General features: G+C 35.7%; 25 protein-coding genes and 1 tRNA gene. 17 read left to right on the top strand and 9 right to left on the bottom strand.

The window, feature by feature from the left end:
- Window positions 1-45 precede the first annotated feature (45 nt).
- From ACU8DI_RS03885 to ACU8DI_RS03870, 4 genes are all read left to right on the top strand, one after another.
- Window positions 46-339, top strand: a complete 294-nt coding sequence (locus ACU8DI_RS03885) for a YbjQ family protein (RefSeq protein WP_447111424.1) — start codon at window positions 46-48, stop codon at window positions 337-339.
- Window positions 340-426: 87 nt separating this feature from the next.
- Window positions 427-1,101 carry a head GIN domain-containing protein gene (locus ACU8DI_RS03880; RefSeq protein WP_447111423.1) on the top strand — a complete coding sequence of 225 codons (675 nt, stop codon included), beginning with the start codon at window positions 427-429 and terminating at the stop codon, window positions 1,099-1,101.
- 66 nt (window positions 1,102-1,167) lie between these two features.
- A complete protein-coding gene (locus ACU8DI_RS03875) occupies window positions 1,168-1,854 on the top strand; it encodes a LysE family translocator (protein WP_447111422.1) in 687 nt (228 codons plus the stop codon).
- A 12-nt stretch (window positions 1,855-1,866) separates the two neighbouring features.
- Window positions 1,867-2,394 carry a hypothetical protein gene (locus ACU8DI_RS03870; RefSeq protein ID WP_447111421.1) on the top strand — a complete coding sequence of 176 codons (528 nt, stop codon included), beginning with the start codon at window positions 1,867-1,869 and terminating at the stop codon, window positions 2,392-2,394.
- Window positions 2,395-2,442: 48 nt separating this feature from the next.
- On the opposite strand, the gene ACU8DI_RS03865 is transcribed toward ACU8DI_RS03870, so the two are convergent.
- The 4 genes from ACU8DI_RS03865 to ACU8DI_RS03850 form a co-directional block, all read right to left on the bottom strand.
- Window positions 2,443-2,973 carry a hypothetical protein gene (locus ACU8DI_RS03865; RefSeq protein ID WP_447111420.1) on the bottom strand — a complete coding sequence of 177 codons (531 nt, stop codon included), beginning with the start codon at window positions 2,971-2,973 and terminating at the stop codon, window positions 2,443-2,445.
- Between the two features lie 153 nt (window positions 2,974-3,126).
- A tRNA-Cys gene (locus ACU8DI_RS03860) sits at window positions 3,127-3,197 on the bottom strand.
- A 67-nt stretch (window positions 3,198-3,264) separates the two neighbouring features.
- Window positions 3,265-3,627 carry a dihydroneopterin aldolase gene (folB, locus tag ACU8DI_RS03855; protein WP_447111419.1) on the bottom strand — a complete coding sequence of 121 codons (363 nt, stop codon included), beginning with the start codon at window positions 3,625-3,627 and terminating at the stop codon, window positions 3,265-3,267.
- 2 nt (window positions 3,628-3,629) lie between these two features.
- Entirely contained in the window at window positions 3,630-3,839 is a 210-nt protein-coding gene (locus ACU8DI_RS03850; RefSeq protein WP_447111418.1) for a zinc ribbon domain-containing protein, read from the bottom strand.
- 93 nt (window positions 3,840-3,932) lie between these two features.
- Between ACU8DI_RS03850 and ACU8DI_RS03845 the strand changes: the two genes are divergently transcribed.
- The 4 genes from ACU8DI_RS03845 to ACU8DI_RS03830 all read left to right on the top strand — a co-directional run bounded on the left by ACU8DI_RS03845 (window position 3,933) and on the right by ACU8DI_RS03830 (window position 8,068).
- Window positions 3,933-5,933: a glutamine--tRNA ligase/YqeY domain fusion protein gene (locus ACU8DI_RS03845; protein ID WP_447111417.1), complete on the top strand. Its 2,001-nt coding sequence runs from the start codon at window positions 3,933-3,935 to the stop codon at window positions 5,931-5,933.
- 152 nt (window positions 5,934-6,085) lie between these two features.
- Complete coding sequence (locus tag ACU8DI_RS03840; RefSeq protein ID WP_447111416.1) at window positions 6,086-6,559, top strand: DUF1761 domain-containing protein; 474 nt, start codon at window positions 6,086-6,088, stop codon at window positions 6,557-6,559.
- A 64-nt stretch (window positions 6,560-6,623) separates the two neighbouring features.
- Complete coding sequence (locus ACU8DI_RS03835) at window positions 6,624-7,784, top strand: GNAT family N-acetyltransferase (protein WP_447111415.1); 1,161 nt, start codon at window positions 6,624-6,626, stop codon at window positions 7,782-7,784.
- A gap of 71 nt (window positions 7,785-7,855) precedes the next feature.
- Window positions 7,856-8,068, top strand: a complete 213-nt coding sequence (locus ACU8DI_RS03830) for a hypothetical protein (protein ID WP_447111414.1) — start codon at window positions 7,856-7,858, stop codon at window positions 8,066-8,068.
- Window positions 8,069-8,122: 54 nt separating this feature from the next.
- On the opposite strand, the gene ACU8DI_RS03825 is transcribed toward ACU8DI_RS03830, so the two are convergent.
- On the bottom strand, window positions 8,123-9,049 hold the full coding sequence (locus tag ACU8DI_RS03825; protein WP_447111413.1) for an SPFH domain-containing protein: 927 nt from the start codon (window positions 9,047-9,049) through the stop codon (window positions 8,123-8,125).
- Between the two features lie 152 nt (window positions 9,050-9,201).
- Between ACU8DI_RS03825 and ACU8DI_RS03820 the strand changes: the two genes are divergently transcribed.
- Window positions 9,202-9,882 (top strand): hypothetical protein, encoded by a 681-nt coding sequence (locus ACU8DI_RS03820; RefSeq protein ID WP_447111412.1) that lies wholly within the window; start codon window positions 9,202-9,204, stop codon window positions 9,880-9,882.
- A gap of 3 nt (window positions 9,883-9,885) precedes the next feature.
- On the opposite strand, the gene gltX is transcribed toward ACU8DI_RS03820, so the two are convergent.
- Entirely contained in the window at window positions 9,886-11,394 is a 1,509-nt protein-coding gene (gltX, locus tag ACU8DI_RS03815; protein ID WP_447111411.1) for a glutamate--tRNA ligase, read from the bottom strand.
- 52 nt (window positions 11,395-11,446) lie between these two features.
- Window positions 11,447-12,490, bottom strand: coding sequence for an alkane 1-monooxygenase (locus ACU8DI_RS03810; protein ID WP_447111410.1), 1,044 nt, complete (start codon window positions 12,488-12,490; stop codon window positions 11,447-11,449).
- 119 nt (window positions 12,491-12,609) lie between these two features.
- Between ACU8DI_RS03810 and ACU8DI_RS03805 the strand changes: the two genes are divergently transcribed.
- From ACU8DI_RS03805 to ACU8DI_RS03785, 5 genes are all read left to right on the top strand, one after another.
- Window positions 12,610-16,083: a DUF4175 family protein gene (locus ACU8DI_RS03805; protein WP_447111409.1), complete on the top strand. Its 3,474-nt coding sequence runs from the start codon at window positions 12,610-12,612 to the stop codon at window positions 16,081-16,083.
- A complete protein-coding gene (gene ybeY, locus ACU8DI_RS03800; protein ID WP_447111408.1) occupies window positions 16,070-16,483 on the top strand; it encodes an rRNA maturation RNase YbeY in 414 nt (137 codons plus the stop codon). The genes ACU8DI_RS03805 and ybeY overlap by 14 nt, the downstream gene beginning before the upstream one ends.
- A gap of 77 nt (window positions 16,484-16,560) precedes the next feature.
- Entirely contained in the window at window positions 16,561-18,432 is a 1,872-nt protein-coding gene (gene mnmG, locus ACU8DI_RS03795) for a tRNA uridine-5-carboxymethylaminomethyl(34) synthesis enzyme MnmG (RefSeq protein WP_447111407.1), read from the top strand.
- A gap of 172 nt (window positions 18,433-18,604) precedes the next feature.
- A complete protein-coding gene (locus ACU8DI_RS03790; RefSeq protein WP_447111406.1) occupies window positions 18,605-19,465 on the top strand; it encodes a class I SAM-dependent methyltransferase in 861 nt (286 codons plus the stop codon).
- Between the two features lie 218 nt (window positions 19,466-19,683).
- The gene (locus ACU8DI_RS03785; RefSeq protein WP_447111405.1) at window positions 19,684-20,202 is read left to right on the top strand and encodes an OmpH family outer membrane protein; all 519 of its coding nucleotides are present in this window, start codon (window positions 19,684-19,686) and stop codon (window positions 20,200-20,202) included.
- A gap of 43 nt (window positions 20,203-20,245) precedes the next feature.
- On the opposite strand, the gene ACU8DI_RS03780 is transcribed toward ACU8DI_RS03785, so the two are convergent.
- Window positions 20,246-21,397 carry a DNA polymerase III subunit gene (locus ACU8DI_RS03780; RefSeq protein WP_447111404.1) on the bottom strand — a complete coding sequence of 384 codons (1,152 nt, stop codon included), beginning with the start codon at window positions 21,395-21,397 and terminating at the stop codon, window positions 20,246-20,248.
- A 130-nt stretch (window positions 21,398-21,527) separates the two neighbouring features.
- On the opposite strand from ACU8DI_RS03780, the gene ACU8DI_RS03775 reads away from it, so the two are divergent.
- The 3 genes from ACU8DI_RS03775 to ACU8DI_RS03765 all read left to right on the top strand — a co-directional run bounded on the left by ACU8DI_RS03775 (window position 21,528) and on the right by ACU8DI_RS03765 (window position 25,439).
- Entirely contained in the window at window positions 21,528-22,715 is a 1,188-nt protein-coding gene (locus tag ACU8DI_RS03775) for a phosphoglycerate kinase (RefSeq protein WP_447111403.1), read from the top strand.
- A gap of 135 nt (window positions 22,716-22,850) precedes the next feature.
- On the top strand, window positions 22,851-24,449 hold the full coding sequence (locus ACU8DI_RS03770) for a LysM peptidoglycan-binding domain-containing protein (protein WP_447111402.1): 1,599 nt from the start codon (window positions 22,851-22,853) through the stop codon (window positions 24,447-24,449).
- An 18-nt stretch (window positions 24,450-24,467) separates the two neighbouring features.
- Window positions 24,468-25,439: a DUF4837 family protein gene (locus ACU8DI_RS03765; protein WP_447111401.1), complete on the top strand. Its 972-nt coding sequence runs from the start codon at window positions 24,468-24,470 to the stop codon at window positions 25,437-25,439.
- Window positions 25,440-25,490: 51 nt separating this feature from the next.
- Here the strand turns inward: ACU8DI_RS03765 and tatA are convergent, their stop codons facing one another.
- Window positions 25,491-25,679 (bottom strand): twin-arginine translocase TatA/TatE family subunit, encoded by a 189-nt coding sequence (gene tatA, locus ACU8DI_RS03760; protein ID WP_447111400.1) that lies wholly within the window; start codon window positions 25,677-25,679, stop codon window positions 25,491-25,493.
- Window positions 25,680-25,693: the final 14 nt, after the last annotated feature.

Genomic DNA, 25,693 nt, shown 5'->3' with positions numbered 1-25,693 from the left:
AACGTTTACATTAAAAGTGATACTTATTTTAAAAAATAAACCATCATGATTTTAACCACAACAAATACTATTGAAGGCTTTAAGATTACCGAATATAAGGGTATTGTTACCGGAACTTCTTCAGAATTAAAAACAAAATTTTCATTCAAGTCTGATAAGAATATGAAAATTATTGAGGACTTAATGAATGAGGCTAAAGAGCAAGCCTTTCAGAAATTAAAAACGAATGCCATCAATTTAAATGCTAATGCTGTTGTTGGTATTAGCGTAGATATTGAAACGGCAGCTGGTTCGTACTTTTTTGTTTCTGTAACTGGTACAGCCGTTTCCGTTGCTTAAAGGTTATTTTCTTCTGAAGTGTAACAAATGTTGATTTATCACATCTTTATGATAATGATTAACGTAACTATTATAAACACGATTCAGATGAAAACTTTTTTAACACTTACCTTATTGCTCACAACAGTCTTACTTTCTGCTCAAAACCCAAAAGAACAATCCGTTGGAGATTTTAATGAAATTAAGGTTTACGATTTAATTGCCGTTAACTTAATAAAGTCCAACACCGCAAAGGTAGAAATAACAGGAGATGATATTGAAGATGTGGTTGTAGTGAACAAAGATGGCACCTTAAAAGTTAGAATGAAGACTGATAAAATTTTTAATGGTGACCGAACTTTTGTGTCTGTCTATTATACCTCTTTAAGTGTTGTGGATGGTAATGAAGGTGCATTTATAACCGCTAATGAACTTATAGAACAGAATCAAATTGAATTACGTGCACAGGAAGGCGCACATCTCAAAATAGGATTAGATGTGGATCGTGTCGATATTAAGGCTGTTTCAGGTGGCATCATAGAAACGAGAGGTAAAGCTATTTCACAAGATATCACACTAAACACGGGAGGTGTGTATGAAGGAAAGGCATTTGAAACTAAAAATACGACGGTGAATATTAAAGTAGCCGGAGAAGCCGATGTAAACGCCTCAAAATCTGTAGATGCAAGAGTGACGGCTGGTGGTGACATCAATATCTACGGAAATCCAGAAAGCGTAAAGGAAAAGACCACTTTAGGAGGTCGAATAAAGCGTATGAACTAATCAATTGTTCATTAGGTATGTTTGCCGCTTCTTTTTTATTAATTTTGTGGCAAAGCTATTTCCTATATGTTTGATGATATTTTAGCGGCAATCCCATTTGGAATCATTTTAGCATTTACCATAGGTCCTGTGTTTTTTGTATTACTCGAAACCAGTGCCACCAAAGGATTTAAAAGTGCTTTAATCTTCGATTTAGGTGTTATCTTAGCTGACATAATTTTCATTCTTTTAGCATTTTACAGCACCAATAACCTCATTGGTAAAATTAAAGATGATCCCAACTTCCTTATTTTTGGTGGTGTATTATTAGCTGTTTACGGATTTATTTCTTTTATAAAAACATCAAAATCTTTTCGCTCTATCGTTAAAGAATATCATCGTGTTGAGATTCAAAAAAATGCCTATGGAAAGCTCTTTATTAAAGGGTTTTTGCTGAATTTTATCAATATTGGTGTGTTGTTAGGCTGGTTAGGATTTATTGTTATTGGGAGCTCAATTACAGAATCCGATAATGGTGTCTTTATCTTTATTGTAACCATGCTCACCGTCTATTTTCTAACCGATTTGATAAAAATTGCCCTAGCGAAGCGATTAAAGAGCAAACTGACACCACGACTTATTTTTAAAACAAAAAAAATAATCGCCTTGGTAATTCTGGGCTTTGGAATTTTATTATTAACCCAAGGGTTATTCCCAGATGTTTATGAAAAAAGTAAGGAGCAAATTGAACGCGTAAATCCTATAGGAAACTAATAATAATTACATTTGAAAATATCCAACCGAATCGCGACATTACCATTAAGACTGGCACTTGTGTTATTCCTTTATGGTATCTTGTTTAGAGTTATGCACTGGCCTTACGGAGAAGAAATTATAGTGTTTTCTGGCGTTGCGATAATGATTTTATATGTTTTTAGGTTTTTGTTGAAAGCGGAAAAACAACGATTGGATTATGTAAAATTGGGACTAGTATTATTTTGGATGATGAGCTATATAGTCGATTTAACGCATCTTATAAGTGTCCCTTATATGTTTCAAATTATTTTATTAGGACTATTTATTTGGTGGTTCATTGAAGAAGGTCCTCGGTATTTTCTTAAACGCCAACTTAAAGACAATGGGTTTTTAAAATTCTTTTATTACGGGTTTGTTATTTCCGCTGTAGCTTTGATACTCATGGGCATATTGTTAAAAATTCAACACTGGCCTTATGGTTCAATCATTTTTACCTTAGGGATATTACTAGCGAGTTTGCTCTTAATTGTTGATTACTTCGTGATTAAAAAGACATAAAAAAAACCTCTAATAGGTAGAGGTTTTTGAATAGCAATGATATTTGCTTTAAAATTCACATAACACTAAAGTGAAATTACCATTCACAGTACTACCAAATTGCCCTCTAGCAACAACCGTACCTTCCATAATTCCAGCGTCTGCATCGTAACTAGTAATTTGAATCGTCCCACATTCTGCCAATTCAACTTCAGTAACGAGACCTGTTTCTGTATTCGTTATTCTGTTGAAGTTTAAGGTGTTTTCTCCAAATTCTTCCAAAGTAATTGTTTGGGCCTCTAAGGATGGAATTGGAAAAAGAATGATGTCTTGATCACCTGCAAACGTTGGGAAACTACAATCAGAATCTAAATTTTCCTTCACGTATATTTCTCCTCTTATTGACGTTGTCTCACCAAATGTTAATACTTTATAGAAGGCTTCTGGAGACACAAAATCAGTACCTCTAAAACTACCTTGTACAGCTTGATCTACGTAATCGACACATGAAGACCCACCATCTGAATCATCATCTGAACATGACATTACAATAGAACTTGAAAATAGCATTACAAATGCTAATAATTTAATCGCTTTCATTTTGAATTTTTTAAAATTAGATGGCAAATATGCTATTTTTAAACTAATAATAAGAAGTTTCATACAAGAATATCGTGAAATTTTAAGCTTTATGATAGACATTTTTGAGGAATGGACATAAAAAAAGAGATACTATCAGTATCTCTTTTTAAGAGGCATCTAGCGGATTCGAACCGCTGTACAAGGTTTTGCAGACCTCTGCCTAGCCACTCGGCCAAGATGCCAGTAAACTTGCTTTTACAAACAAGGAAGGCAAATGTATAAAAAATTACCATTTTACACCATAAACCCTTAGTTTTTTCGTCTTTCGGTCATTTTTATCGTTACGCTTTCAACATCACCGCCAATAGGTGGATTTAATTTACTCACACTCACCGTCGCCGTTGTTACTAAATGATCCTCTGCTAATATACGGTTTAATATACGTTTCGCAACGGTCTCTAATAATTTCGAAGGTTTTTGCATCTCCTCTTTGATGATTCTATTTAAAAATACGTAATCTACCGTATCGCTTAATTTATCCGTTTGAGCTGATGTCTGTAAATCGGCTTCGACTTCTAAATCCACCCGATAATCACTACCTATTTTGGTTTCTTCTTTTAAACACCCATGATAAGCAAACACACGAATGTTCTCAACTTTAATGATACCCATGCTTAGTTGGTAAAAAAGTCAAAGACGTTACTAATGGCACTGGTTTTGGTTTTAAAGAACTCAGTATATGTGCAGCGTTCACAAGTAACACTAGTGAATTTTTGGTTTTGAACATCAAAGATTTTAGATAAAGTGCCGCCTGTAGCACGCATCTGACCAGTTTTGTAAGTTCTGTTGTCGCATTTCGGACATTTGTAGTTCATATGTTCCATAAATTTAAAATTTCCATAAAATTACATAAACTGAAATAGAATTATAGCTTACAAAGCTCAGAATTACTTAATTTTGTGCTTTAATTTGTCCATATGACTGAAGAAACAAAATCACTCAATTTTATTGAGCACATCATAGAGGAAGATCTTAAGAATGGCTTAGCAAAAGATAAGCTGCGTTTTCGTTTTCCACCAGAACCTAATGGCTATTTACATATTGGCCATACCAAGGCCATTGGAATTAGTTTTGGCTTGGGTGAAAAATACCAAGCACCTGTAAATTTACGATTTGATGATACAAATCCAGCGAAGGAAGAACAGGAATATGTAGATGCCATTAAACGAGATATCGCCTGGTTGGGTTATGAGTGGGCGAATGAGTTGTACTCCTCAGATTATTTCGAAACGCTCTACAATTGGGCCATTCAACTAATTAAGGATGGGAAGGCTTATGTAGATTCACAATCGAGTGAAGCTATGGCAATGCAAAAAGGAACGCCAACACAACCAGGTGTTGACGGACCCTATAGAAATCGCAGTGTTGCAGAGAACCTCGATTTATTTGAACGTATGAAAGCTGGTGAATTTGAAGAAGGGACGCATATCTTACGTGCCAAAATAGACATGCAACATCCAAATATGCTGATGCGTGATCCTATCATGTACCGCATCTTGAAAAAGGACCACCATAGAACTGGAAATGAGTGGTGTATCTATCCAATGTATGATTGGACACATGGTGAAAGCGATTATATCGAACAAATCTCACATTCGTTATGTTCGCTTGAATTTAAGCCGCATAGAGAGCTTTATGATTGGTTTAAAGAGCAAGTGTATGTTTATGCGTCGGAAAGACTTCCTATGCTGCCTAAACAACGTGAGTTTGCACGATTGAATTTAAGTTATACCATCATGAGTAAACGGAAATTACTCAAATTGGTTGAAGATCAAATTGTAGCAGGTTGGGACGACCCGAGAATGCCAACTATTTCTGGACTAAGAAGACGTGGGTACACGCCTAATTCTATTCGAAATTTTATCGAAAAGGTGGGTGTTGCGAAACGTGAAAATGTGATTGATGTCTCTTTATTGGAATTTTGTATTCGTGAGGATTTAAATCAATCAGCACCAAGGGTTATGGCTGTTTTGGATCCTGTTAAATTGGTCATCACCAATTATCCCGACGACAAAGAAGAGTGGTTGGAGGCTGAAAATAATCAGGAAGATCCCTCTGCAGGTTTCAGAAAGGTGCCTTTTTCCAAAGAACTTTATATTGAACGTGCCGATTTTAAGGAAGAAGCGAGTAAAAAGTTTTTTAGACTGCAACTAGGTGGTGAAGTTCGATTAAAAAACGCTTACATTATCAAAGGTGAATCTGTTGTTAAGGATGCTGATGGACGCATTACTGAAATACATTGTAGCTATTCAACCGATACTGAGAAAAAGGTAAAGGGTACCTTGCATTGGGTGTCTATCAAACATGCAATTAAGGCAGAGGTTCGTGAGTATGACCGTTTATTTATGGACGAAGCGCCAGATAGTCATCAGGATAAGGATTTTATGGAGTTTCTGAATCCGAATTCATTAAAAACCATAGAAGCTTTTGTAGAGCCAAGTTTATTAGACGCTACCAATGGCGATCGTTTTCAATTTCAACGCATAGGATATTTCAATGTTGATAATGATTCAACAAAGGATCATCTAGTGTTTAATAAAACGGTAGGTTTACGAGATTCCTGGGCCAAACAAAAACCAAAGCCGCAACAACAAAACAAACAACCGCAACCACAACAAAAAAGACCTGCTATTGATGTCATCAAGCAATTAGGTAAAAAATACACAAACCTGCCGGAAGCCAAACAACAGAAATCAAAAACTGAGATTCTAAAATTGGCGGAAGAGGTGAGTTATGATGAGTTACAGCCGCTGTTTAACACGGCTGTTAAAAAAGTAGGTACGCGAATTGCAACGATTTTAGCGCTTAGTGTTTTGCTTAAAAATGGCCAAAATCGCAATGACGATATTGATGCTTTTATAGAAAAAGCAAAAGCGGATAGTCATGAGCTCTTAGTGGCAGAAGCAAGCAAGCTTTAAAACCATCATAACCTTTTTAATTGGTCCATATAACAATCCTTATATGGGCTTTTTTAATGCAGAGCCTTCGTGTAAATGTTAAAAAAAAGTGGAACACTTGCCATTTTCCATTATATTTATAGTACTAACTACAATCAAAACATATTATGGAAATGAATTATTTAGCAGTTGTTGTGGCTGCAGTGATCCCATTAGTCATGGGGTTTATTTGGTACAATCCAAAGGTATTCGGAACGGCATGGGCTCGTACAGCCGAAATGACTGAAGCAAAAATGAAAAGCGGTAATATGGCCGTGATTTTTGGTGTTTCACTCCTGCTGTCGTTCCTTCTTTCTTTTTTCGTGCACTTTTTGGTGATCCATGAAATGGGTGCATTTGGTATGGTAGAAGGGGATGTGTCTTCTGCAACTTACCAAGCATTTATGGAAGAGCATGCAGGAAAATATCGTTCTTTTAAGCATGGTGCCTTACATGGCGCTATGTCTGGAGTTTTCTTTGTATTACCTGTTTTAGGAATCAATGCTATGTTCGAGCGGAAAAACTGGAAATATATTTTAATTAATGCAGGCTATTGGATTATTACACTTGCTATTATGGGAAGTATAGTCAGTGGATGGACCGCTTAATTTTTTAAAAAATTTAACTTAATTAAAGGCTGAGAATTGTAATTTTCAGCCTTTATATTTGCTATTGATACACCTAAAGATATATCATTCGGTTGCTGAATTACCCCATTCTTGGGACCAACTTTCAGTTCAAGACCTCTTCTTAAAATCGAAGTTTTTAAAAGCTTTGGAGGATTCAAGTCCTTCGAATATTAGCGCTTATTATGTAGGTGTTTTTTCTTCGGAAGTCCTAGTAGGTATCGTAATTTTACAACGTGTTGAAATGTATATGGATGATGTCTTTAGGAAAACATCCCATCAGTTTTTTAAGCGCTGTGGAAAATTTTTTTTAAAGAAAATAGTCAAAGGCAATGCCTTAATCGTTGGAAATTTAATGCATACGGGACAGCATGGTCTATTTTATGATTCAGATAATATCAGTCAAGATGAATTTCTTCAGCAAGTGTCCAAAAGTATTAAAATACTCTCACAGCAAATTAAGGAAACAACCAGAAAGAAAATCAGAATCGTCGCTTTTAAAGACTATTTTGAAAAGGATCCAATACATAGAAATTTAGCTTTTTTTAAAACAGAACGGCTTTATAAGGCCCAAGTTCAACCCAATATGATTTTTGACGTCAAACATACTTGGCAGTCTCCAGCAGATTATGTGAGTGCATTTAATAAAAAGTACCGAAGACGCTATAAAACGGCCAGAAAGAAGTGTCAAGATTTAACGCGACAGGAATTAAGTTTAGAGGATATAAAAAATAGTTCTGATCAACTTTATAGACTGTATGAAAATGTGTCTGATAATGCAGGAATCAATTCTTTTAAGTTACATCAACAACATTTTCTTCATATGAAATTACAACTTGGTGGTGCATTTAAAGTTTTTGGGTATTATTTAGAGGAGCAATTAGTGGGTTTTTATACGTTGATTCTAAACGGTAGAGATTTGGAAACGTATTTTTTGGGTTATGATCAAAAGTTACAGCATCAGTATCAAATGTATCTAAACATGCTTTTTGATATGGCATTTTTTGGAATTGAACACCAGTTTGAGCGTGTCATTTATGCCAGAACTGCCATGGAAATCAAAAGTTCCATTGGTGCAAAACCTTTTCCTATGCATATTTACGTCAAACATACCAATAGTGTTATAGCAAATACGGTCTTAAAGCTTATTGTGAAGTACGGAAATCCAATTCGAGAATGGGAGGAAAGACACCCATTTCGTGTTTAAAATGGGTTAAAACTAGGTGTTTGTTTGAGTTTATGCGCTTTTTTCAATAACTTCAGTAAAAATCAAGACATATGAATAACGATAAACAACGAAAAGTATTAACTGAAATAGCGACCGTCACCAGAACTATTGAGGATTCGTATCCTGAATTACAGAAGTATTTGGATGAAACTCGAAGCACACTACCTCATGACAATGATGAAGGAAGTTTAGATTTAAAAGACCTTGAAAACTACTTGCAAGAACTGAAATCTATGATTTCAAAATACGAGAATAAGCATTAAAAAAAGCCTTGAAACAATAGGTGTCAAGGCTTTATTATAAATAACAAAGTTTGCTTACTCTTCTTTCTTCTTTTTAGCATTCTTCATCGCTTCACCAATTTGGTTGCTCGCCGTAAAACTAGCAACCATTTCATTAAGCATTTGACTACCTGCTTGAGGAGAATTTGGTAATAAGATAAGGTTGCTATTGGTTTCTTCACCTAAAGATTGCAACGTATCATAGTGTTGTGTTACGACAATAAGTGCTGAGGCTTCTTGTGAATTGATACCAACACGATTTAAGACTTCTACAGACTCTTCCAAACCACGTGCAATCTCACGACGTTGATCGGCAATACCTTGGCCTTGTAATCGCTTACTTTCAGCTTCTGCCTTGGCTTTTTCTACAATAAGGATACGTTGTGCGTCTCCTTCAAATTGTGCCGCAGTTTTTTCCCTGTCTGCAGCATTAATTCTGTTCATAGCGGCTTTTACTTGCGCATCAGGATCAATATCCGTCACTAATGTTTTGATAATGTCATAACCGTATTCCAACATCGCATCATTTAATTCTGCTTTAACAGCAAGCGCAATATCATCCTTTTTAACGAACACATCATCCAATCTCATTTTAGGAACCTCAGCACGCACAACATCAAAGACATAAGAAGTGATTTGATCATGAGGATAATCTAACTGGTAAAACGCGTCATATACTTTATTCTTAATTACACGGTATTGCACGGATACTTTGAGTCTTACAAATACATCATCCAAAGTTTTTGTTTCAATAATGACATCTAACTGTTGAATTTTTAAACTGAGTTTTCCAGCGATACGATCTACCAAAGGAATTTTTAATTGAAGCCCAGATTGCCTAATACTTTGGTATTTTCCGAAGCGCTCAATCACGGCAGCTGTTTGTTGTTTTACAATAAATAATGACGAAATCAATATGATTAAGCCGAAGAAAATAATTGGTATTAAAATAAATTGTCCCATAACAAGTTTTTAAAAATGGTTAGAAAAGAGTCTTATTTTGATGGATTCGATAATTTTGATTAATTTACCTATGGGTTCTATTGAAATCCTGGTAGATACAAATAATCAGTTACTAAATTAAGTTATATTTGCTCAAATCACACATTCAACTCATGCAAAAAAAGCAATTTATTCTATTAGTAGGTTTTTGTATTGGTTTTGTTACAGTTTCAGTAGCACAACATACACGATACACTATTAAAAATGGTATTGGCATCATAGGAGGCCTTACGCAATTTGATATTACTACAGATAACTTTAAAACAAAAACTGGGAATGGATTTACAGGAGGTATGATTGCAACTGTTGATATACCACATAAATGGTATACTGTAAGTTACGGACTTCAATTTTCACAAAACAACTTGGAAATTACAGGTCGCCCAACTCTTGCAACCATTACACAGGTGCCTGTAGATTATAAATTGATGGCTGTGCAAGCCACTTTTTTATTTCACTTAAAACTTTTGAGTGATCATTTAACACTTGATGTAGGACCTCAGTTGCAATATAACGGTCAGTTAGAACTAGAAAATGACAATCAACGTAATTTTGTGATTCAAGGCTATGATAACCTATTTGCTGAGGATATTAGTGGCATTTCACAATTTAATGCCAATGGCGTTATTGGTGCTTCCGCAGGCATAGGCAATTTTAAACTTAGAGCAACCTATAGCTACGGTTTTACAAACATTTTAGGGAAGCTTAACGACAATGATTTTAATCTCAATAATGGCGATCGTTTTGAGGGCCACCAAAATATGCTAGCATTTATGCTAATGATTACCTTTTAAATATTATTGAGCCATTAAAGCATCTATTCGCTTAATGGTTTCTGCTTTACCAATCATAAACATAATATCAAAAACATCAGGCCCTTGCAGCGCTCCTACAAGCGCTAAACGTAATGGCATCATAACTTTTCCAAACCCAATATTATTGGATGTAATCCATCCTTTTATGGTATTTTGCAAATGGTCTACCGTATAATCATCTAGACTTGACACTAATGATTTCAGTGTTCCCAAAATCTCGTTAGTATCATCTTTCATAGCCTTTTTAAAGGCCTTTTCATCATAGGCTGTTGGCGCCATAAAAAAGAAATGGCTCAGTTCCCAAAAATCGCTAATAAATGTCGCGCGTTCTTTGATTAAGGCAACAACCATTTCAATGTATTGAATGTCAATATCTGCCAAGAGAACGTTTGTTTTTTGAAATGCTAGCGCCAAAGCGTGATTCTCTTGTTCCTGCATATAGTGATGGTTAAACCATTTCGTTTTATCAGGATCAAATCGAGCGCCAGCTTTATTAACACGCGCGAGATCAAAGGCGTCTGTTAACGCGTCTAAACTGAAAATTTCTTGCTCAGTTCCTGGATTCCATCCCAAAAATGCTAAGAAATTAACCATGGCTTCCGGAAAATAACCGTCTTCTCTGTAACCTCGAGAAATATCACCTGTGTTAGGATCTTTCCATTCTAAAGGAAATACAGGAAATCCTAACTTATCACCATCACGCTTGCTTAACTTACCTTTTCCTGTGGGTTTTAGAATGAGTGGTAAATGTGCAAATTCTGGTGCATCCCACCCAAAAGCGTCGTATAGTTGATAATGTAAAGCTAGTGAGGGTAACCATTCTTCACCACGAATGACATGCGTAATTTCCATAAGATGATCATCTACGATATTCGCCAAATGATATGTAGGCATACCATCACTTTTAAACAAAACTTTATCATCCAAAATATTGGTGTCTATTTTGATATCACCACGAATAAGATCTTGCAAATGAAGTGTTTCATCTTGTGGTGATTTAAATCGAATCACATAATCCTCTCCTGCATCTAACTTCGCTCTAACTTCAGACGCTGATAGCGACAAAGAATTGCTTAACTTTAAACGGTTGTGCCAATTATAGATAAAGGTTTTACCCTTCGCTTCGTGATCTTTTCTATGGAAATCTAAGGTGTCTGCTGTATCGAAAGCATAATAAGCGTGACCTTTAGCGATGAGTTCTTCAGCATACGCTTTATACAGATGTTTACGTTCACTTTGTCTGTAGGGACCAAACTTTTCATTTTTATTAGGACCTTCATCAAAAGGAATTTGACACCATTCTAAGGATTCTTTGATATACGCTTCGGCACCTTCTACATAACGTGTTTGATCGGTATCCTCAATTCGGAGTACGAAAGTACCTTGATGCTTTTTAGCGAATAAAAAATTAAAAAGGGCGGTTCTAACACCTCCAATATGCAATGGTCCAGTTGGGCTTGGCGCAAAACGAACGCGAACAGGTTTGGTCATGATCTTCAATTTACGTTCGCAAAGATAAAACGATATTTAGGAATAGAAACAGTTAAGTTAAAATCATTTCCTTCGGAACGCGCTTGTTCATAATATGAAACCATAAAGGCGGAATCATGGCTAAAACCATAGAAGTAGGATAGCCATAGGGCATTTGCGGACTCTCAGCATGACATTCTAAAACTTGATATTTTTTTGAACTTTTATAATGATGGTCACTATGTCTTGTAAGTTCATACAGAACAATTCTTCCAATCACATGATTAGAATTCCATGAATGAATTTCCTTCACACGCTCATAACGTCCTGAGGGCATTTTTAATCGCTTAAGACCATAGTGCTCTATATAGTTGACAGTTTCAAGTAAAATAAACCCGATAATGGCTGAAGAAAAAGCGAAGAGTAACCCTGTTTTTCCGAAGAAGAAAAAAACAGTAATTAAGTAACTTAATTGTAGAAAATGATACCAAAACAAGTCATTTTTAATTGAAAAAAAGGATTTTTTGGTGTTTTTGAGTAATTTTTTCTGAATGCGCCAAGCGCTCACATATTGTCTAAAAGTGGAAGTGATCCAAAACGAATAAACCGATTGATTATACCTTGCTGTTGCTGGGTCTTCAGGGGTAGCGGCATGAAGATGGTGTCCGTAATTATGTTCAATATAAAAATGCATGTATAAAGACGGTAATAAAAGAGCTTTACCCAAAAACCGTTCATTTGATGATTGTCTATGTCCCAATTCGTGACCAACATTTATGCCATTAACACCGAGTACAATTCCCACAGACACGAGCATTCCAACAAATTCTAACCTTGTAATAGAAGTTGATGTTACCTCAATGAGAGCAAACACAACTAAACTGTAAACAATGGGTAAGTTGAGGTATAGTAGCCAGTCAAAAAGGCGCAAGTTTGTTTTCGAATCGATTTCTTCTGTGGTTAAGTTGCGGTTGTCTTTAGGAACTATTAGTTCTAGAATAGGTATGAAGACGAAAGCGTAAACAGGCGTTATATATGAAAAAGGTCCTTTTAAATAGACACCAATAAAAGCGGCTACTGGAATAGAAAAAGCAGCAAGATATTTAAGGTTTTTCATGATATGGAATTATTGGTGGTCTTTAATTTTAACACATCTCCTCGAAATTAACAGAATCTTACCAGAATTAAGCATTTACAGACAAAAATAAATTTTATATTAGTGAGTTAATTAGTTATATGGTGAGCAATTTCAAACAAATTCAAGGCAAATTAGAGCAATTTATTAAGCGCTTTTACACAAACGAGTTGTTAAAGGGCGCCATCTTGTTTTTTGCGATAGGACTGCTTTACCTTATGGTGACCTTGTTCATTGAATACGTCTTGTGGTTGGGACCAACGGCTCGAACCATTTTGTTTTGGGTGTTCATTGCTGTGGAATTAGCCTTGTTTACAAAATTCATCGCCTTCCCATTAGCGAAGTTATTTAAGCTTCAAAAAGGTATTAATTATGAAGAAGCTTCACAGATTATAGGGAATCATTTTCCAGAAGTCAATGACAAGCTGCTGAATGTGCTGCAATTGAATGAACGTGGTGCACAATCAGAATTATTAGAAGCGAGTATAGAGCAAAAATCCGCCGAATTAAGCCCAATTCCTTTTAAATTAGCGATTAATTTTAAGAAAAATGCCAAATACTTGAAGTATGCGGCAATTCCAGTCGCGATTTTACTATTGTCGGTTCTTACGGGTAAAATCAATTGGTTTAGCGACAGTTATGAACGTGTGGTTAATTACAAAACGGCTTATGAACCACCAGCGCCTTTTCAATTTTTTGTGATAAATAATGAGTTGAAGGCTATTGAGAACAAAGACTTTAAGGTGGTCGTCAATACCGCTGGAGATGTGGTGCCTGAAAACGCCCAAATACACTTTAATAACCAATCATTTTTTATGCAGCAAACGGCTCCTGGACAATTTGAGTTTGTTTTTGCGCAACCTAAGACAGCCTTATCATTTAGTTTATCTGCCAATGGCGTTGTTTCGAAAGACTATCAATTAGAGGTGATTAAAGTACCCACTTTGGTCAACTTTGAGATGATGCTTGATTATCCAGCTTATACTAAAAAACAAGATGAATTGTTAAAGAGTACTGGCAGTGCAACCGTTCCAGAAGGTACCAATGTGACCTGGAAAGTGACTACCAAGGCCACTGAAAGTGTTGCGCTTTATGCGACAGATACCCTCAATTTTGATTTGATATCGGAAGGACAATTTGAGACAACGAAGCGGATTTTCAGTACAACAGATTACAGTATCAGCACAAGTAACCAAGCGTTAAAAGATTATGAAAATTTGTCGTTTTCCATAAAGGCTATTAAAGATAGTTATCCTGAAATGAATGTCAAGATGGAAAAGGATTCTTTGGACAACCAATCACTGTATTTTTTTGGTCAAGTAAGTGATGATTACGGTTTGAGTAAGTTGCAGCTGGTATATTATCCAAGTGATAATCCTGATGCCAAATCTTTTGAAATTATTCCTGTTTCAAGATCTAATTTTGATGAGTTTGTTAGCGCTTTTCCGAATCAATTGAATTTAGAGGAAGGTGTTGATTACGAGCTTTATTTTCAGGTATTTGATAATGATGTGCTCCACAATTACAAATCGGCTAAAAGTTCGGTTTATAGTTATAGGAAGTTAACCAAAGATGAAGAGGAGCAAAAGCAATTACAAGAACAGAACGAAACGATTAAAGATATCAGCAAAACTTTCGATAAGCTTAAGGAACAGGACAACGATTTGAAAGAGCTTTCAAAAACGCAAAAGGAAAAGAAGGAATTGAACTTTAATGACAAAAAGAAGTTTGAAAATTTCATTAAGCGTCAGAAAGAGCAGGAGCAACTCATGAAAAACTTCAATAAAAAACTCAAAGAGAATATTGAAGAATTTCAAAATGAGGATAAGGAGAAAGATCAGTTTAAGGAAGATTTGCAAAAACGATTAGAGGAGAATGAAGAACAACTCAAAAAAGACGAAAAGCTATTGGAGGAGTTGGAAAAAATGAAGGATAAAATAAATAAGGAAGAATTTACTCAAAAACTTGAAGAACTTGCAAAGCAAAATAAAAATAAAGAGAAGAGTTTACAGCAGCTTTTGGAATTGACAAAACGTTTTTATGTGGCTAAAAAGGCGGAAAAGCTGATGAAAGAACTGGAGAAATTGGCTGAGGAACAAGAAAAGCTGTCTGAAGCAGATAAGGAGGAAAATACTAAAGAGGCACAAGAAGAACTCAATAAAAAGTTCGAGGACTTTCAAAAACAGATGGAAGAACTTGATAAAGAGAATCAAGAGCTTAAGAAGCCAATGGATTTACCTCAAGACAAACCTACAGAGGCATCTATTAAGGAGGATCAAAAAGCCGCAACGGAGGCTTTAGAGGAAATGGAAAAGCAAGATGCACAAGAAAAGGAACAGCAAGAACAAAACGCATCTACACCTGAAGCATCACCTTCAGGACCGCAGCAAAAGGCTAAAAGTAAACAAAAGCAGGCCGCTCAAAAGATGAAACAAATGAGTCAGAAAATGGGCCAAATGATGCAAATGGGAGGCGGACAGCAAATGCAAGAAGATATAGATGTGCTGCGACAAATTCTTGATAATTTGGTGTTGTTCTCATTTGATCAAGAGAACTTGATGAACCAGTTTAAAAGTATTGAAGTCAACCATAATGAATATGGTAAATTTTTAAGGAAGCAGAATAATTTAAGAGAACATTTTGAGCATATCGATGATAGTTTATTTTCACTGTCTCTTCGTCAGCCAGCGATTTCAGAACGCGTTAATACCCAGATAACAGATGTGTTTTACAATATTGACAAATCTTTGGGTCAACTTTCTGAAAATCAGATTTATCAAGGTGTCGCTTCGCAACAGTACACGATTACTGCGACAAATGAATTGGCTAGTTTTTTAAGTGATGTTTTGGATAATATGAATATGCAAATGAACCCATCTATGGGTCAAGGTCAGGGACAAGGCGATCAACAATTACCAGATATCATCATGAGTCAAGAAGAGCTCAATAAGAAGATGGAGGAAGGTATGAAGAAAGGTGAACAAGGAAAGAAACCCAAGGATGGAGAAAAGGGTGAATCTGGTGAAGGTGAAAATGAGCAGGAAGGTAAAGATGGTCAACCTAAAGGTGGTAAAGAGGGCAAGGAAGGGAAAGAAGGTGAGAAAAAAGGTCAAGGTGAAGGAGAAGGTCAAGGCGAAGGTGAGGGCGACAGCGAAATGCAAAATGGCGAATTGTATGAAATCTATCAAAGACAACAGCAGCTGCGCCAGGCCTTAGAAAATAGATTAGGCAAAGACGGTAAGAAGGGATTAGGAGGTGAACTCATAAAGCAAATGGAAGAAATAGAATTGGATCTAATTAATAAAGGATTTACCAATCAGACTTTGCAAAAAATGATGGATTTACAACACCAATTGCTTAAGTTGGAAAATGCGACTTTTATGCAAGGACAGGATAATAAGCGGAAGTCAGAATCTAATAATAAGGATTTTGACAATACGGTTCCAAACCAAATTCCTAAGGCTAAAGAATATTTTAATACGACCGAAATTTTAAATCGACAAGCACTACCTTTGCAACAGATTTATAAAAAGAAAGTGCAAGAGTATTTTAAAAAGTCGAATGATCAGTTTTAATTACGAAACCGATTTTCAATTAGAAAATCAGAAAGTGTTATCTGAATGGATTACAAACACCATTCAGAGTGAAGGTTGTAAAGCGGGCGAAATCAATTATATTTTTTGTGATGATGCCTATTTATACAAACTTAATCTAGAGTATCTAAATCACGATACACTCACCGATATTATAAGTTTCGATTATTCCGTAGGAAAAGAGCTACATGGAGATATTTATATTTCAGTTGATCGTGTCACTGAAAACGCGAAGGATTTTAAGGTAAGCTTTCATGATGAATTACATCGCGTGATGATTCATGGTATATTACATTATTGTGGTTATAAAGACAAAACGGATAAGGAGGCAGAATTGATGCGAAAAAAGGAGGATGATTATCTCAACACACTTTCCAAATAATATTAAGAATTCAACGTATATTTGCAAACTGAAAAATTTTAATAATCAATGTTCCACGTGGAACAATATATATAAGCATGTTTAACGAAGTATATGATGTCATTGTAGTTGGTGCAGGTCACGCTGGAAGTGAAGCTGCTGCTGCTGCTGCAAATATGGGAAGTAAAACACTGCTCATTACCATGAATTTACAGAACATAGCACAAATGTCCTGTAATCCCGCTATGGGTGGAATTGCAAAAGGCCAAATTGTACGAGAAATTGACGCCTTAGGTGGTTACAGTGGTATTGTAAGTGATACATCAGCTATTCAGTTTAAGATGTTAAATAAATCAAAGGGTCCAGCTATGTGGAGCCCTAGAGTTCAAAGTGACCGTATGCGTTTTGCTGAAGATTGGAGATTGTTATTGGAGCAAACTAGAAATTTGGATTTCTACCAGGAAATGGTATCTGGTTTGATTGTAAAAAACCATAAAGTTGTTGGTGTTAAAACATCACTAGGAATAGAAGTAAAGGCCAAAACCGTGGTTTTAACGAATGGCACTTTTTTAAATGGCTTAATTCATATCGGTGATAAAAACTTTGGTGGAGGTAGAGCAGGTGAACGTGCGGCAACGGGTATTACCGAACAGTTAATCGACTTAGGATTTGATTCTGGTCGAATGAAAACAGGGACACCACCACGTGTGGATGGAAGATCTTTAGATTTTTCTAAAATGATTGAGCAACCAGGAGATGAGCAACCCGAGAAGTTTTCTTATTTAGAACACATCAAGCCGTTGAAAGAACAACGTTCTTGTCATATGACTTACACGAGTCCGGAAGTCCATGATTTATTACGTGATGGTTTTGATAGGTCACCAATGTTTAATGGACGAATCCAAAGTACTGGTCCAAGATATTGTCCGTCAATTGAAGATAAGATCAATCGATTTGCAGATAAGGATAGGCACCAATTATTTGTAGAACCCGAAGGTTGGAATACGGTTGAATATTACGTCAACGGCTTCTCTACATCCTTACCAGAAGATGTCCAATTTAAGGCACTGAAATCAGTCGTAGGATTCGAGAATGTTAAGTTTTTCAGACCAGGATATGCGATTGAATACGATTATTTTCCGCCAACACAATTAAAGCATACTTTGGAAACAAAATTGGTGGAGGGTTTATTTTTTGCAGGTCAAATTAATGGTACAACAGGATATGAGGAAGCGGCATCTCAAGGGCTCATGGCTGGAATTAACGCAGCGCTTAAAGTTCAAGAAAGAGAAGAATTTATACTAAAGAGAAATGAAGCTTATATTGGTGTTTTAGTTGATGACCTTATTACAAAAGGAACTGAAGAACCGTATCGCATGTTTACCTCACGAGCAGAATATCGCACATTGCTTAGACAGGATAATGCCGATTTTAGGTTAACACCTAAAGGCTATGCATTAGGTTTAGCTAGTGAAAAGCGATTGCGAAGAATGGAAGAGAAGCAGGCCCAATCTGAAAATTTTGTAGAGTTTTTTAGACAAACAAGCATTAAGCCTGAGGAAGCGAACCCTGTTTTAGAATCAAAAAATTCGTCATTAGTGAAACAGTCTGATAAGATGTTTAAATTGTTTTCTAGACCTAATATTACCATTGATGACATGCGTCGTTTTGAAGCTGTGGAATCTTATATTCAGGAGCATAATTTAGACCGTGAAGTCATAGAGCAAACTGAAATACAAATCAAGTATTCAGGATATATTGAAAAGGAGAAAAACAATGCTGATAAGTTAAATCGTTTGGAGGATGTGAAAATCCCTAAGAATTTTGATTATACCATATTGAAATCTATGAGCACTGAGGCTATTCAAAAATTATCCAAAATACAGCCTGTGACGATCTCCCAGGCCTCGCGCGTTTCTGGTGTATCACCAGCAGACGTTTCTGTACTTTTAGTGTATTTAGGTCGATAGTTATTAGTTGGATCCAAAGTGTTCCACGTGAAACAATGGCCATATGTCTTTTAAAATATTATGAAACTGCATGAATTTATATCTGTGTTTCAGCTGAATATTTTCAAAAAAGGTATACAAGGTTTTAACTCTAAACGATACCTTTGATTTTTAATTATTGAATATTATTCGTGTGAAAAATCCTGCTGAGAATCCCTCTTATTTAAGCGTAAAAGACCACACCGTTTCTGGTGAGTTATTTCAATTAGTGCTAGATGCTGAATTGGACATGTTAAAGACATATCCACAACCATCAGCACAAGAACTTCCGTTGTATTATCAAAGTGAGGATTATATTTCGCATACAGATGCCAAAAGAAATTGGTTTGAGAAAATTTATCAATATGTCAAATCCATAGCCTTAAAGCGAAAATTAAAACTTATCAATTCCTTTGATCTTGAAAGTCAAAAACTCCTTGATATTGGATGTGGCACTGGAGATTTTTTAAAAATCGCTCAAGAACATGACTGGGACGTTTTCGGTATTGAACCAAATAAAGATGCTCGGGATTTAGCGAACACAAAAACGGGATCAGTAGTTTTTGAAACTCTAGAGATGTCACAATTTAAAGAACGTAGTTTTGACGTGATTACCTTATGGCACGTTTTGGAACATTTGCCGAATTTGGAAAATCAAATCAAAGCCTTTGAAAAATTACTCAAGCCTAAAGGACGCTTAATAATTGCGGTCCCAAATTTTAAGAGTTATGATGCTCGTTATTATAAAACACATTGGGCAGCTTATGATGTGCCTCGACACCTTTGGCATTTTTCCAGAACAGCTATCTCTAAGCTCATGCAGATGCACAAGATGGAAGTGATAAAAACTTTACCGATGATTTTTGATGCATTTTATGTGTCTTTACTTTCAGAAAAGTATAAAACTGGATTTATGAATCCTGTTAATGCATTTTGGAATGGTATGGTGTCAAACTTTAAAGCCAAGCGCAATGGAGAGTATTCTTCACTCATTTATATCATTAAAAAGACCTAATGCTTATTTTTAAATGTTTTAAGCGCATTTCTCTATGTCGCATGACGTTGGAGTAGGCTATTTTATAAACGCGTAAAAAAGGCGCAAATAAAGACTTAAAAAACTATAGTGAATAAAAATATAAATTCTTTTTTGCATAAATTATACTTATAGTAGTCTTTTTTTGCAAAAAAGCGTTTCACTTTTATACATTTGCAAAAAATAAATCAAAATCGAATATGAAAAAAATAGTAGGTGTACTATCGTTTATCTTAGTGTTGACTTCTTGTCAAGAACAACAAAAAATTGCTTTTGTAGATAATTCAAAAGTGGTTAACGAGTTTCAAAAGAAAGTGGACTTTGAGAAAAAGTTTCAAACGAAAGTTGACAAATTCAATAAAAAGGCAGACAGTTTAGATAAAGCTATTCAAATGGAAGCTCAATTATTTCAGACGAAAGCAGCTAAAATGTCTCAAAAAAATGCCGAGGCAGAATACCAGACCTTAGTTCAAAAAAAGCAAATGCAAGACTATCAATTAAAATCTGAAGAACAAAGTTTGCAAGCTGAAGGTCAAAAGCAAATCGATACCTTAATAAAAGAGGTGAAAGCATTTGTTAAAGATTATGGTAAAAAGAATGGTTATACCTATATCTTAGGTGCTAACGATGCTGGTAGCGTAATGTATGGTGCTGAAAGTAGCGATATAACCGACCTGATTATTGAAGCCTTAAATGCAGAATCTAAGAAAGACGAATAAATTGTAACGTCTTTAAACATTTTAACTTAGCCGATTATGATATTTAATCGGCTTTTTTATGCAGCAACCTCGTCAATTTAATTGAAAGATCTGTTAAAACGATTTTAGAGTTCCCATTGCGTTCAATGTGATAAATAGCATCTTGTATTTCATTGGAAATTTCCATGATATTATTACCGTGAACAAAAGGTGCAAATTTCTCTAATTTAAAAGAGGATTTTGGCTCCATAAAAACAAGCGCATCCGCTTTGTAATTCATCAAGAGGGCTTGTCTAAAAAAATCCAGACAAAAATTTAAAAACTGCTTTTGTGTTTCACGACCTGTTTTCGCAATAGTCTCACTCCAAGAAATTAAATCGTGAATGGCACTTTTGTTACCTTTTGCTTTAAATGCTGATCTAATCCAAAACACGAACCATTCTTCAAATTGGGTGTCTTCACTATCACTATAAACTAAATCACAGGCTTTGTTATAATTGCCATTAGCTTGATGCGCGATTTTAATGGCATCTGGCTCAGGGATTTGATAATTTTTAATAAGAGCATTTTTAATAACCTCTTCTGCTAAAGGCGGAAAATGTAAAACTTGACAGCGAGATCTTATGGTGTTTATTATTTGCTCTTCGTCTTCAGCAATAAGAATAAATATGGTTTTATTTGGTGGCTCTTCAATGAGTTTTAATAGTTTATTTGCTGCGGAAGTATTCATTTTTTCCGACATCCAAATGAGTATAACTTTATAACCACCTTCATAAGATTTTAAGGATAGGGCTTTGACGATATCGTGAGCTTCATCCACACCAATTTGCCCTTGTTTATTATCGATTCCTAAAATACGATACCAATCAAATAAGTTTCCATAAGGCTGCCGATCAATTAGTTGCCGCCATTCTTCCATAAAATGATTTGATACCGGATGCTTTTTTACTTTATCATTGGTAGCAACCGGAAAGGCAAAATGCAAATCAGGATGAGATAGGTTATTAAACTTCAAATTACAAGCCTCAATACCGTTGTTGTTTTCGCCATTACTGTTTTTACACAAGATATATTGTGCATAAGCAATAGCCATTGGCAATGTTCCTGAACCTTCAGGACCAACAAATAATTGCGCATGCGGAATACGTCCAAAATCACAACTTTTAGTCAGGTGATTTTTAATATGTTCTTGTCCTAAAATCTCAGAGAATAGCATACGGCAAACCTACATATTTTTTTTAAATGTTTCAGTATTGTCGTTATGCAATCGTTTTCGCTAAAAAACAGCTTTTTTCCGTCTCTTTTATTGGTTACATTTGTGTAATTTATTACTAAAACAACGAGAGATGAAAACCTTAAATGACTATAATTTTGAGAATAAAAAAGCGCTAATACGTGTAGACTTTAACGTGCCTTTAAATGATAACTTTGAGGTGACTGATGCTACTCGGATTGTTTCTGCAAAACCGACAATCATTAAGATTTTGGAAGATGGCGGCAGTTGTATATTAATGTCTCATTTAGGTAGACCAAAAGGAGAACAGCAGGAGTTTTCATTAAAGCATATTGTAAGCAAAGTTGAAGATGTTTTAGGAGTTAATGTGAAATTTGTTGAAAATTGCGTCGGTGCTAAGGCAGAGGAAGCTGCTGAAAATTTAAAGCCAGGAGAGCTATTATTGCTAGAAAACTTAAGGTTTCACCCTGAAGAGACGTCGGGTGACGTCAATTTTGCTAAAGCATTAGCAAAACTCGGCGATATTTATGTCAATGATGCTTTTGGAACAGCACACAGAGCACATGCCTCTACGACAATTATTGCGCAGTTTTTTCCTGAATCAAAGTGTTTTGGTCATTTATTGGCGCAGGAAATTGAGAGTATCAATAAAGTCATGGAAACCGGAGAGAAACCAGTTTTAGCAGTTCTCGGAGGAGCAAAAGTATCGTCTAAGATTACAATCATTGAAAATATTCTGGATAAAGTAGACCATTTGATTATAGGAGGTGGAATGACGTTTACTTTTATCAAAGCGCAAGGAGGACAAGTAGGTGATTCTATTTGCGAGGATGATAAAATGGCCTTAGCATTAGAGATCTTAAAACAAGCCAAAACTAAAGGCGTTCAAATTCATTTACCTGTAGATGTTATTGCGGCTAACGATTTTGCTAATGATGCAGATACCAAAGTGATGGATGTTACTCAAATTCCAAATGGTTGGCAAGGGTTAGATGCTGGACCACAATCTATAAAAAACTTCCATGATGTTGTCATGCAATGCAAAACTATTCTATGGAATGGGCCATTGGGTGTCTTTGAAATGGAGAATTTTGCTCATGGTACTATTGCTCTAGGAAATGCTATCGCCGAAGCCACTAAGAATGGTGCTTTTTCACTCGTTGGTGGAGGTGATTCTGTGGCTGCTGTTAAGCAATTTGGTTTTGAAAACCAAGTGAGTTATGTAAGCACAGGTGGTGGTGCTATGTTGGAAAGTCTAGAGGGGAAAACACTTCCTGGTATTGCCGCCATTTTAGAATAGATTCTAAACATGACGTCTTTTTTAGGTTTCAGAAGAATCTTACAGCGGTTGTTAAATTGTCTTATCAAACTTTCATTTTAACCAAAAAAATACGATTTTAGCTAACCTTATCGTTTAGATACAAATATGTAATCAATGAAACCAAAGCTAATTACTTTAACTCTCAGCGCTCTGTTGTGTGGCTATTTAAATTTTGGTCAGGACTCCATTCCGAAGTCGACCGAAACAAAGCGCATTACAGAATCTGAATTTGTTGAAGGAGAGACCTACGTTGTCGATACTATTATTGACGATAAAACCTATTTCAAAAAGCACCTTAATATTAAGCCTGTTATTGATTCCTCAAAAATTAAAAATTTAGAGGATCATAAGTTAGCCTCTGAAATGGATGAAAGATGGCTTGAAGAACTTTACAGCAATGTCTTATTTGATAGTATTTATGAGTCGGTAACTGAACTAAAATACGACCCTGTTGATTATCCTGAATTAACGACCGATACTTTAATCGCCAGACTGAATCGCTTGAATGCTAAAACACCATTCAATATTGCCTATAATCCTTCATTAGAAAGTGTCATAAAATCGTATTTAAAACACCGTCGTCATTCCTTGTCGAGACTCATGTCTTTAAGCGATTATTATTTCCCACTTTTTGAAGAATCTTTAGATAATCATGATATTCCATTAGAAGTAAAATATTTAGCGATCGTAGAATCTGCATTAAAACCTAGAGCGAAATCGCGCGTTGGAGCCACTGGTTTATGGCAGTTTATGTTTGGAACTGGTAAGGAATATGGATTGAATGTGAGTAGCTATGTCGATGAGCGTAGCGACCCAATCAAATCTACAGTGGCCGCGAGTAAATATTTGGCGAGATTGTATAAAATATTTGGCGATTGGGATTTAGCTTTGGCAGCCTATAATTCGGGTCCTGGAAATGTGACTAAAGCCATCAGAAGATCAGGAGGTTATGAAAATTATTGGAATATTCGACCGCATCTTCCACGTGAAACCGCTGGATACTTACCTGCTTTTTTAGCGACGATGTACATTTTTGAATATGCCGAAGAGCACGGATTTAAAAAAGAACGTCCAAATTATCACTATGTTGAAACCGACACGATTCACGTTAAGAAAATGATCTCTTTAGATCAGGTTTCGGAGCTTGTTGATGTTCCAATGGAGCAACTTCAGTTTCTGAACCCTTCCTATAAATTAGATATTATACCCTTTATTGAAGGAGAAAACTATACCTTGAGGTTGCCTAGAGAAGCGATTGGAAAGTTTGTTACTAATGAGACCCAAATTTACGCTCATGTTGAGGAAGAGTTAAAAAAGCGAGAAAAACCATTACCGCAGTTTTTTGAAGCCGACAGTAAGGTCAGATACCGAGTTAGGTCTGGTGATTATCTCGGAAAGATTGCAAGGAAATACGGTGTGAGAGTGAGCCAAATCAAAACATGGAATGGACTGAGAAGTAATAATCTGAGAATCGGACAACGATTAACCATTTATCCAAGAAAACCTGTGACAACGGCCATAAAAAATGTTAGCAGTGCACCAAAAAAGGTGGTAAATACCGATGGGAAATCAACATATCGCGTGCAAAAAGGGGACTCACTTTGGAGTATATCTCAAAAATTTCCTGGTGTTTCTGTTCAAAATATAAGAGAATGGAACGATATTAGTGGTAATAAACTAAAAATAGGAATGACGCTTATTGTATCTAAATAAGCACAAAAACAAGAATCAATGAAGAATATTTGGAGTATCGTATTTATAGTGGCCTTGCTTTACGCATGTAACGATAAAAAGGAGCAACGTTATGTTTCAAAATCATCAGGAAATATTAATAGCTTGGTGGTGGTTGCAGACAATCAGTTGTGGGAAGATGAAGTTGGAGAAGCCATAAGAGATATTCTTGCAGCTCCAATTGAAGGATTATCTATTGAAGAGCCACAATTTGCAATGAGCCAAATGCCACCGCAAGTATTTACTGGTTTTGCTAAAAACAATCGTACGGTATTAAAAATTGAAAAAGGGAAATCTGCGGGAACTAAAATTGCTACAGATGCATTTGCCAGACCTCAAACGATGGTAGTGGTCTCTGGACAAACCAACCAAGAGATCATTAATGAGATAAAAACGAATGCACCTAAAATTATTGATGCCTTTAAAAAAGAGGAAATCAAGGAAAAACAACGTCGTATATCTAAGTCGCTTTTTAATGATGACCCAATAAACAAGCAATTAGGATTATCTATGCGTTTTCCCTCAGCATATCGAATTGCAAAGCAGGAGGATGATTTTTTCTGGTTAAGACGCGATATTGAAACCGGAACCGTTGATATTATGCTTTATGAAGTGCCATTGAGCGCTATCAGAGATACTGATAGTACGGTGATAGATGTGGTAAGGGTTCGGGATTCCGTTGGAAAAATACATATTGAGGGACCTTTGGAAGGATCGTATATGGCAACAGAATCTGCGTTTACACCATTTATTTCAGAAACAATTTTAGACAATAAACCAACCTTTGAAACTAGGGGGCTTTGGGATGTTAAAAATGCCTTTATGTCAGGACCTTTTGTTAATTATGCCATAAAAGACGAGGTTAACAATAGGTACATTATTGCTGAGGGCTATGTTTTTGCGCCTTCGGTTGCGAAACGAAAATATGTATTCGAGCTTGAATCGATTATAAAATCCATTAGAATTAAATAAAAAAAAAGCCAACAATCAATGTTGGCTTTTTTTATTTAGAATATCATATAATTACTCTTTTTTGTCTTTTACTGAAGCATCATCTTCATCTTTGCTAGCTTCTTTAAATTCTTTGATACCGCTACCAAGACCTCTCATAAGTTCAGGAATTTTCTTTCCTCCAAACAATAGTAATACAACGACGACTATTAAAATAATTTGCCATGCTCCGAGAGCTAAAAAAATGCTTGTTGCAATCATAATGTTTAATTTTG

The organism is Psychroserpens sp. BH13MA-6 (assembly GCF_052983595.1).
Note: the sequence above shows the minus strand (reverse complement) of the source record. Positions and strands in the feature narration are given on the sequence as shown.